This is a genomic window from Amycolatopsis sp. CA-126428, assembly GCF_002904335.1.
GTDB lineage: Bacteria > Actinomycetota > Actinomycetes > Mycobacteriales > Pseudonocardiaceae > Amycolatopsis.
Map to the genome: position 1 here is coordinate 60,746 of NZ_PPHF01000127.1, position 7,231 is coordinate 67,976.

Genomic DNA, 7,231 nt, shown 5'->3' on the forward strand with positions numbered 1-7,231 from the left:
AGTGACCGTGCCGCGCCAGACAGCGACCTCGTCCGCATCCGGCCACGCCGCCCGGCGCCGGGGGCCGTCGATGGCGGACGTGGCCCGCGAGGCGGGTGTGTCGGGCCAGACGGTTTCCCGGGTCGCCAACGGGAAGACGAACGTCGACGACGCCACGCGCGAGCGCGTCCTGGCCGCGATGCGCCGGGTCGGCTACCGGCCGAACAGCGCCGCCCGCGCCCTGCGCAACGGCCAGTTCCGCAGCATCGGCGTGATCATTTCGGCGCTGCCGACGTTCGGCAACAGCCGCACGCTCGACGCCATCGCGGCCGCGGTCGTCCCGGAGGGGTTCTCGATCATCTTGATGCCGGTGACGCGCCCGACGCAGGGCGAGGTGACGGGGGCGTTCAGCACGTTGAACGAGCAGGCCGTCGACGGCGTGATCATCTTGATCGAGCAGCACCAGCTCGACCAAAGCGAGATCGAACTGCCGCACGGGCTCCCGGTGGTGGTGATCGATTCCAGCGCCCGCTACGACTACCCGGTGGTGGACAACGACCAGGCCGACGGAGCCGCCAGGGCGACCAGCCACCTGCTTTCGCTGGGACACTCGACGGTCTGGCACATCGCGGGCCCACCGCAGTCCTATTCGGCCGAGCGCCGCCGGAAGTCGTGGCAGGCCACTTTGGAGCGGGCAGGCCGCACGGTACCCCCGGTCGTGGTCGGCGACTGGTCCCCGGAGTCGGGCTACCAGGCGGGCTTGCGCTTGGCGGCGGACCCCGCGGTGACGGCGGTGTTCGCGGCCAATGACCAGATGGCGCTGGGCCTGCTGCGCGCGCTTCACGAGACCGGTCGCGGAGTGCCGTCGGAGGTGAGCGTGGTCGGCTTCGACGACATGGAGGAGTCGGCCCACTTCTGGCCCCCGCTGACGACGATCCGCCAGTCCTTCGAGGCGGTGGGCCGCCACGCGGTGGAGGCCCTGCTGACCGAAATCGAGACGGGTGCGGAAGCCGGGGAGCCGGTGCTGCTCCCGACGGAGCTGGTCATCCGGTCGAGCACGGCTCCGCCTCGCGCTTGAGCCCGGAATTGTCGGTGCCCGCTGATAGCGTGGAAAACGGGGGGCGCCCCCGCGGGCCGGGTTATGAGGCGCCCGGCCACTGGCGAAGCGAGCGGCAAGCAGGCGGGCCGGCCGAGGGCGCGAACGAGCGACAAGCGGACGAGGCGACCGACCGGCCGGCCGCACGAAACGAGCGGCGAGCAGGCGGGCGGCCGAGGGCGCGAACGAGCGGCAGGCGGCGAAGGCGGCTGGGGGCGCGAAGTGAGCGGCAAGCGGGCGGGGTGGCCGGCCGGGCACACAAAACGAGCGGCAGGCAGGCGAGGCGCCCTGCCGGGTGCGCGAAGCGGGCCGTGCGGGTGGCTGGGCGGGCCGGGAGTGAGATGCGTGCGAAAGGTCGTTTCAGGCGGGCGGGGCGGGGGAATTACCGGCCACCAAGCCGGGATCTCCGGTACCGCGAACGTCGCAGTGGTGTGGACCATTCGGCCGCACCCGCGGAAACGAGGCCGTCATGCTCGCCATTCTCGCCGCCGTGCTCTTCGGGCTTGCCCTGCTCATGGAGCTGGCCGGGTTCGGGCTGGGCCCGGTGATCACCACCGGGACCCTCACCACCGCCGGGCTGTTGTGCGTTGCCCTGCACCTGGCCGGGGTGGCCACCGACCGCTCGCGGTTCACCCGGCGGCGGCGCCGTCGCTGACTCGCCTCAGCACCTGCGCGAACACCTCCGGCGACTGGGCTCCCGACACGCCGTACCGCTCCTCGATCACGAAGAACGGTACGCCGGACGCGCCGAGGGCGCGGGCCTGCTCGCCGTCCGCCGCTACTTCTGCTTCGTACGCGTCGGACTCGAGCACGGCTCGCGCCTCGTCGGCGTCCAGGCCCGCTTCGGCCGCCAGCTCCACCAGGGAATCGTGGTCGAACAGCGAGCGCCGCTCGGTGAAGTGCGCTCGGTAGAACCGGTCGATGACCGCGTCGGCCACTCCGCGCTCCTCCGCGAGGTGGACCAGGCGGTGGCCGTCGACCGTGTTGCCCATGTGGACGCCGTCGAGGTGGTACTCGAGGCCGTCGGCGGCCGCGCGGTCCTCCATCTGGGCTTCCATCGCGTCCGCTTCTTCCAGTGTCCGGCCGTACTTCTCGGCCAGCACCTCGCGGGTCGGCCGCGAAGTGCCGCGGGGGAACGACGGGTCGAGCTGGAACGAGTGGTGCACCACCTCGACGTCGACGCCGGTTTCGGCCACCGCCCGCTCGAAGCGGCGTTTGCCGAGATAGCACCAGGGACAGACCAGATCGGACCAGATGTCTACGCGCACGAAACCACGCTAACCGAAGGGGCGCCGCGCACTTCAAGGTAACCGGCGGCCACCTGCGGACAGTGACATCCGGGGCTTCGCCCCGGGCCGGGGGCTCCGCCACCCGGAACCCCCAAAAGAAGCCAGACCTCCGGCGCGCCGAAGCTAGGGTGGGCCGGTGACCGTCTCGACCGACAACATCGTCCGGCACGCGGCCCGGCTGCTGATGGCCGGGACCCGCCTCGACCTCGGCCGGATGGCGGCCGAGCTCGGGATTTCGCGCACCACGTTCTTCCGGCGCGTCGGCAATCGCGACGACCTCATGGGCGCCGGGCTGCGGCTGCTGTCCGACCGGACCTGGCAGCGGGCGCTCGACGGCTGGCGCGCCGAGCACGGCGACGCTGTCCGCACGCCGGACGGCCGGCTGCGCTGCCTGTGGGTCATGGAGGAGTACCGCCGCGAGGTCGCCGGCAGCGACGGCATGCGCAAGCTGATCGAGGCGGAGTCGGCGGTCGCCCTGCGGGTGCTGACCGACCCGCGCGGCGCTGTGCAGCCCGGGCTGGTCGACGCGCACGTCGAGCTGTTCCGGGCCGACGCCGACGCCGCCGGGCTGGCCCCGCTGGTCGGGCTGCCGGACCTGGCCTTCGCGGTGGTCCGGCTCGGCGAGTCGTTCCTCTACTCCGACGTCCTGGCCGCCCGCTCGGTGGACCTGACCGTCGCGACCACCCTGGTCGACACCCTCGTGCGCGGAGCCCTGGAGCCGGTCCGCGTTCACTGAGCGACCGCACAGTTCGTCAGACCACTCCCCCGTTCGGAGGATGTGGAACATTTCCCCAAGGTGTTTCATAGGCGACGGGAAAGCGGTTACCCCGCACCCGCCCGCGGCACCCGTTTTCGTTGCCGTGCACCAGTTCCACCGATCCGCCCGTCTGTGTCCGGGCGCGCTTTCGCCTGCCCGGGGAAAGAGAGCGATCCATGTCCGCACTCACCAGCCCGCCGACGCCGTCCGGCTTGGGTGAGAAAATTTCCCGCCGCCGTGGGTGGCGCGCCAAGGCCGCCGGCGTGGTGCTGGCCGCCCTGGCGCTGACCACCGGGTTCGCCGCGCCGGCGCCCGCCGCCGCGAACCCCTACGAGCGGGGTCCCGACCCCACCACCGCCAGCATCGAAGCCACCCGCGGCTCGTTCGCGACGAGCACCGTGACGGTGTCGCGGCTGGCCGTCTCCGGCTTCGGCGGCGGCACCATCTACTACCCGACGACCACGACCGCCGGCACGTTCGGCGCCCTCTCCATCGCGCCCGGCTTCACCGCGACCCAGTCGAGCATCGCCTGGCTGGGCCCGCGCCTGGCGTCGCAGGGCTTCGTGGTGTTCACCATCGACACGCTGACCACCAGCGACCAGCCCGACAGCCGCGGCCGGCAGCTGCTGGCCTCGCTGGACTACCTGACGCAGCAGAGCTCGGTGCGGTCACGCATCGACAGCAGCCGGCTCGGCGTCGTCGGGCACTCCATGGGTGGCGGCGGCACCCTCGAAGCGGCGCGCTCGCGGCCGTCGCTGCAGGCCGCGGTGCCGCTGACCGGCTGGAACCTGACGAAGAACTGGTCGTCGCTGCAGGTGCCGACGCTCGTCGTCGGGGCGCAATCGGACACCGTCGCGCCGGTGGCGTCGCACTCGATCCCGTTCTACACCAGCCTCCCGTCCGGTTTGGACCGCGCGTACCTGGAGCTGCGCGGGGCCAGCCACTTCGCCCCGAACTCGCCGAACACGACGATCGCGAAGTACACCCTGTCGTGGCTCAAGCGGTTCATCGACAACGACACCCGCTACGAACAGTTCCTTTGCCCGATCCCGAGGACCGATCTGTCCATTTCGGACTACCGAGGTAACTGCCCGCACAACGGTTAGGACGAACGAGGGTCTCCGGGGCCGGTGCGGATCGGACAGCCGCACCGGCCTCCTGGGTGTGCCGGGTCGGTCGCCGACCACGAAGCCGGCGGCCACTCGCCCCTTGATCGAGCCGCAGCCCCACCAATCCAGCCCCGCCGTTCAGGAAGGCGCGCCGACGGCGACCACCACCTTTCCCTTGGCGTGCCCGGCTTCCTGGTAGGCGAATGCCTCACGCAGGTCGTCGAACGGGTAGCTCCGGTCGATCACCGGCGTGACCGCGCCGCGCTCCGCCATGCCCGCCAGCTCGACGAGGGCCGCCGCCTTGTCCGGGCAGGCCACTGCGTCCGCCAGGACCACGCGTCTTCTCGCCAACGGACCGGAGGCCAGGGCGGCGAAGACGTGCCCCGCGGGCTGGACCCACCGCCCCGCCGGGCCGCCGACGGCGACGAACGTGCCGTCGCGCGCCAGCACCCTCCGGCAGGCGAACAGCGAGCGGCTTCCGGCGATGTCCAGCAGGACGTCGTAGCGGCGGCCGCTGCGCGTGAAGTCCTCCGCGCGGTAGTCGAAGACGTGGTCCGCCCCGAGTGAGCGCGCCGCCTCGGCGTTGGCCGCACTGCACACCGCGTCGACCTCGGCACCCAGCGCCTTCGCCAGCTGGACGGCGAAGGTGCCGACGCCGCCGGAAGCGCCGTTGACCAGCACCCGCTGCCCGGCTCCGCCCCCTCGCAACGCCACCAGCGCGGTGACCGCGGCCATCGGCATCGCCGCCGCCTGCTCGTACGTCAGGTTCGCCGGCATCGGCGCCAGCAGGTCCTCGCGCACGCAGACGTACTCGGCGTGCGCACCCCGCGGGAGGAGCGCGTAGACGTCGTCGCCCGGCGCGAACCTGGTTCCGGCCGTCTCGACCCGGCCCGCCAGGTCGCACCCGAGGACGCCCACGGGTGGACGGCGCAGGCCGAAGCCGCCGGTCATCAGGCGGGCCACGTACGGCTCGCCTCTCATGAAGTGCCAGTCGTACGGGTTGACCGATGTCGCGCACACCCGGACCAGCACCTCGCCTTCGCCGGGTACGGGATCCGGCACGTCCTCGAGGACCAGGCTCGAAGCCGCACCGTACACGTGCTGGACCAGGGCTTTCATCGTCGCCTCCCGCGATTCTTACGATGTAAGTCGTACACTGTAAGGTACGCCGTACAACGTAAGAACGTCAACCGCGCCTTACCTTGTACGATCTTGTGGGTGACGACCGACGCGCGGATGCCCCTCAGCCGCGAGCGCGTCCTGCGCGCGGCCGTCGGCCTCGCCGACGAACACGGGCTGCGGGCGCTGACGATGCGCCGCCTCGCCGAAGAGCTCGGCGCCGAGGCGATGTCGCTCTACTACCACGTGGCCAAGAAGGAAGACGTGCTCGACGGCATCGTCGACGTCGTGGCCGGTGAGATCAACGACGCCGTCGGCCGCGTCGAGCCCTCCCCGGACTGGAAGGCGGCCGTGCGGCAGCGGATCCTGGCCGCGCGGCAGGTGTTCCTCCGGCACCGCTGGGCGCCGGAACTGTTCGAGACGCGGTCGTCGACGAGCACCGAGGTCCTGCGCTACTACGACGCGCTCGTCGGGCTGATGCGCGAAGGCGGGTTCTCCTACGACCTGGTGCACCACGCGCTGCACGCCCTCGGCAGCCGCGCGCTCGGGTTCAGCCAGGAGCTGTTCGACCCGAGCGCCGGCGAGTCGGCGGACGTACCGGTGGACCTGATCTGGCAGCTGCCGAACCTGGTGGGGATGCTCAGCGAGATCGCCCACGAGGACCCGCACTCGACGCTGGGCTGGTGCGACGACCAGGCGGAGTTCGAATTCGGCCTCGACGTCATCCTCGACGGCCTGGACCGGCTGCGGACGCAGTAGCCCACCAGGTGGGACCGCGGCGCGCGCGGGGGCAGAATCGGCACCGTGTCACGACCACTGCGGAAGCTCGGCTTCCTGACCATCGGCCTGTTCGACGCGGCCGACCCGCGCCGCGGCCACGAGTCCACACTGGAAATCATCGAGCTGGGCGAACGGCTCGGGTTCGACAGCGCCTGGGTGCGCCACCGGCACCTGCAGTACGGCATCTCGTCGCCGGTCGCCGTGCTGGCCGCCGCGTCGCAGCGGACCAGCCGGATCGAGCTCGGCACCGCCGTGATCCCGCTCGGCTGGGAGAACCCGCTGCGGCTGGCCGAGGACCTCGCCACCGTCGACCTGCTCTCCGGCGGCCGGCTCAACCCGGGCCTCAGCGTCGGCCCGCCGATGCGCTGGGACGAAGTCAAGCACGCCCTCTACCCGGACACCGCCGACGCCGAGGACTTCTCCTACGACCGCGTGCAACGGCTGCTGGACTTCGTGCGCGGCGAGCCGGCGACGGAGTTCAGCGGCACCGCGGGCTTCGAGGTGTTCTCCGACCGGGTCCAGCCGCAGGCGCCCGGGCTCGGCGACCGCCTGTGGTACGGCGGCGCGAGCGTGCGCTCGGCGGAGTGGGCCGGCCGGCACCGGATGAACTTCCTGACCAGCAGCGTGGTCAAGGCCGAAGGCGAAAGCACCGACTTCGCCGAGATCCAGCGCTCGCACATCCGGACGTTCCGCGAGCACCACCCCGCCGGCCGCATCTCGCAGGGCCTGGTCGTGATCCCCACCGACAGCGCGACGCCGGAACAGCGGTCGAAGTACGAGGCCTACGCCGAAAAACGGCTGCCCCGCACCGCGGAACCCCAGGGTCCCGCGCGGATGCTGTTCTCCCCCGACTTCGTCGGCACGTCCGCGGAAATCGCCGATCGGCTGCACGAGCACAAGGCGTTCCGCGAGATCGACGAGGTGGCTTTCGCCCTGCCGTTCACCTTCGAACACGAAGACTACGTGCAGATCCTCACCGACATCGCGGAACGCCTCGGCCCGCTGCTGGGACGCTGATTACTTGTTGGTACCCGGCGTCAGCACCTTGTCGATCACGAAGACCGTGGCGTTCTTGGTGGGGATGTTGCCGCACAGGATCTTC

8 protein-coding genes and 1 pseudogene are annotated in these 7,231 nt (G+C 71.4%); 6 read left to right on the top strand and 3 right to left on the bottom strand.

The features are described 5' to 3' along the window. Position 1 precedes the first annotated feature (1 nt). Entirely contained in the window at positions 2-1,057 is a 1,056-nt protein-coding gene (locus C2L58_RS30845) for a LacI family DNA-binding transcriptional regulator (RefSeq protein ID WP_103341187.1), read from the top strand. 487 nt (positions 1,058-1,544) lie between these two features. Further along, positions 1,545-1,730 (top strand): hypothetical protein, encoded by a 186-nt coding sequence (locus C2L58_RS30850; RefSeq protein WP_013229246.1) that lies wholly within the window; start codon positions 1,545-1,547, stop codon positions 1,728-1,730. On the opposite strand, the gene C2L58_RS30855 is transcribed toward C2L58_RS30850, so the two are convergent. Beyond that, on the bottom strand, positions 1,705-2,343 hold the full coding sequence (locus tag C2L58_RS30855; RefSeq protein WP_199191527.1) for a DsbA family oxidoreductase: 639 nt from the start codon (positions 2,341-2,343) through the stop codon (positions 1,705-1,707). The genes C2L58_RS30850 and C2L58_RS30855 overlap by 26 nt on opposite strands. 157 nt (positions 2,344-2,500) lie before the next feature. Here C2L58_RS30855 and C2L58_RS30860 point away from each other — a divergent pair, with 157 nt between their 5' ends. Both C2L58_RS30860 and bdeA read left to right on the top strand, forming a co-directional pair. Continuing rightward, entirely contained in the window at positions 2,501-3,100 is a 600-nt protein-coding gene (locus C2L58_RS30860) for a QsdR family transcriptional regulator (RefSeq protein WP_103341188.1), read from the top strand. 197 nt (positions 3,101-3,297) lie between these two features. Next, complete coding sequence (bdeA, locus tag C2L58_RS30865; RefSeq protein ID WP_103341189.1) at positions 3,298-4,227, top strand: bis(hydroxyethyl) terephthalate hydrolase; 930 nt, start codon at positions 3,298-3,300, stop codon at positions 4,225-4,227. A 141-nt stretch (positions 4,228-4,368) separates the two neighbouring features. On the opposite strand, the gene C2L58_RS30870 is transcribed toward bdeA, so the two are convergent. Continuing rightward, positions 4,369-5,349, bottom strand: a complete 981-nt coding sequence (locus C2L58_RS30870; RefSeq protein WP_103341190.1) for an NAD(P)-dependent alcohol dehydrogenase — start codon at positions 5,347-5,349, stop codon at positions 4,369-4,371. A gap of 99 nt (positions 5,350-5,448) precedes the next feature. On the opposite strand from C2L58_RS30870, the gene C2L58_RS30875 reads away from it, so the two are divergent. Together C2L58_RS30875 and C2L58_RS30880 are read left to right on the top strand one after the other, a co-directional pair. Then, complete coding sequence (locus C2L58_RS30875) at positions 5,449-6,108, top strand: TetR/AcrR family transcriptional regulator (RefSeq protein ID WP_103341191.1); 660 nt, start codon at positions 5,449-5,451, stop codon at positions 6,106-6,108. A 45-nt stretch (positions 6,109-6,153) separates the two neighbouring features. Next, positions 6,154-7,146: an LLM class flavin-dependent oxidoreductase gene (locus C2L58_RS30880; RefSeq protein WP_103341192.1), complete on the top strand. Its 993-nt coding sequence runs from the start codon at positions 6,154-6,156 to the stop codon at positions 7,144-7,146. Here the strand turns inward: C2L58_RS30880 and C2L58_RS50835 are convergent. After that, a pseudogene (locus C2L58_RS50835) lies at positions 7,147-7,231 on the bottom strand (fasciclin domain-containing protein); the annotation flags it as partial.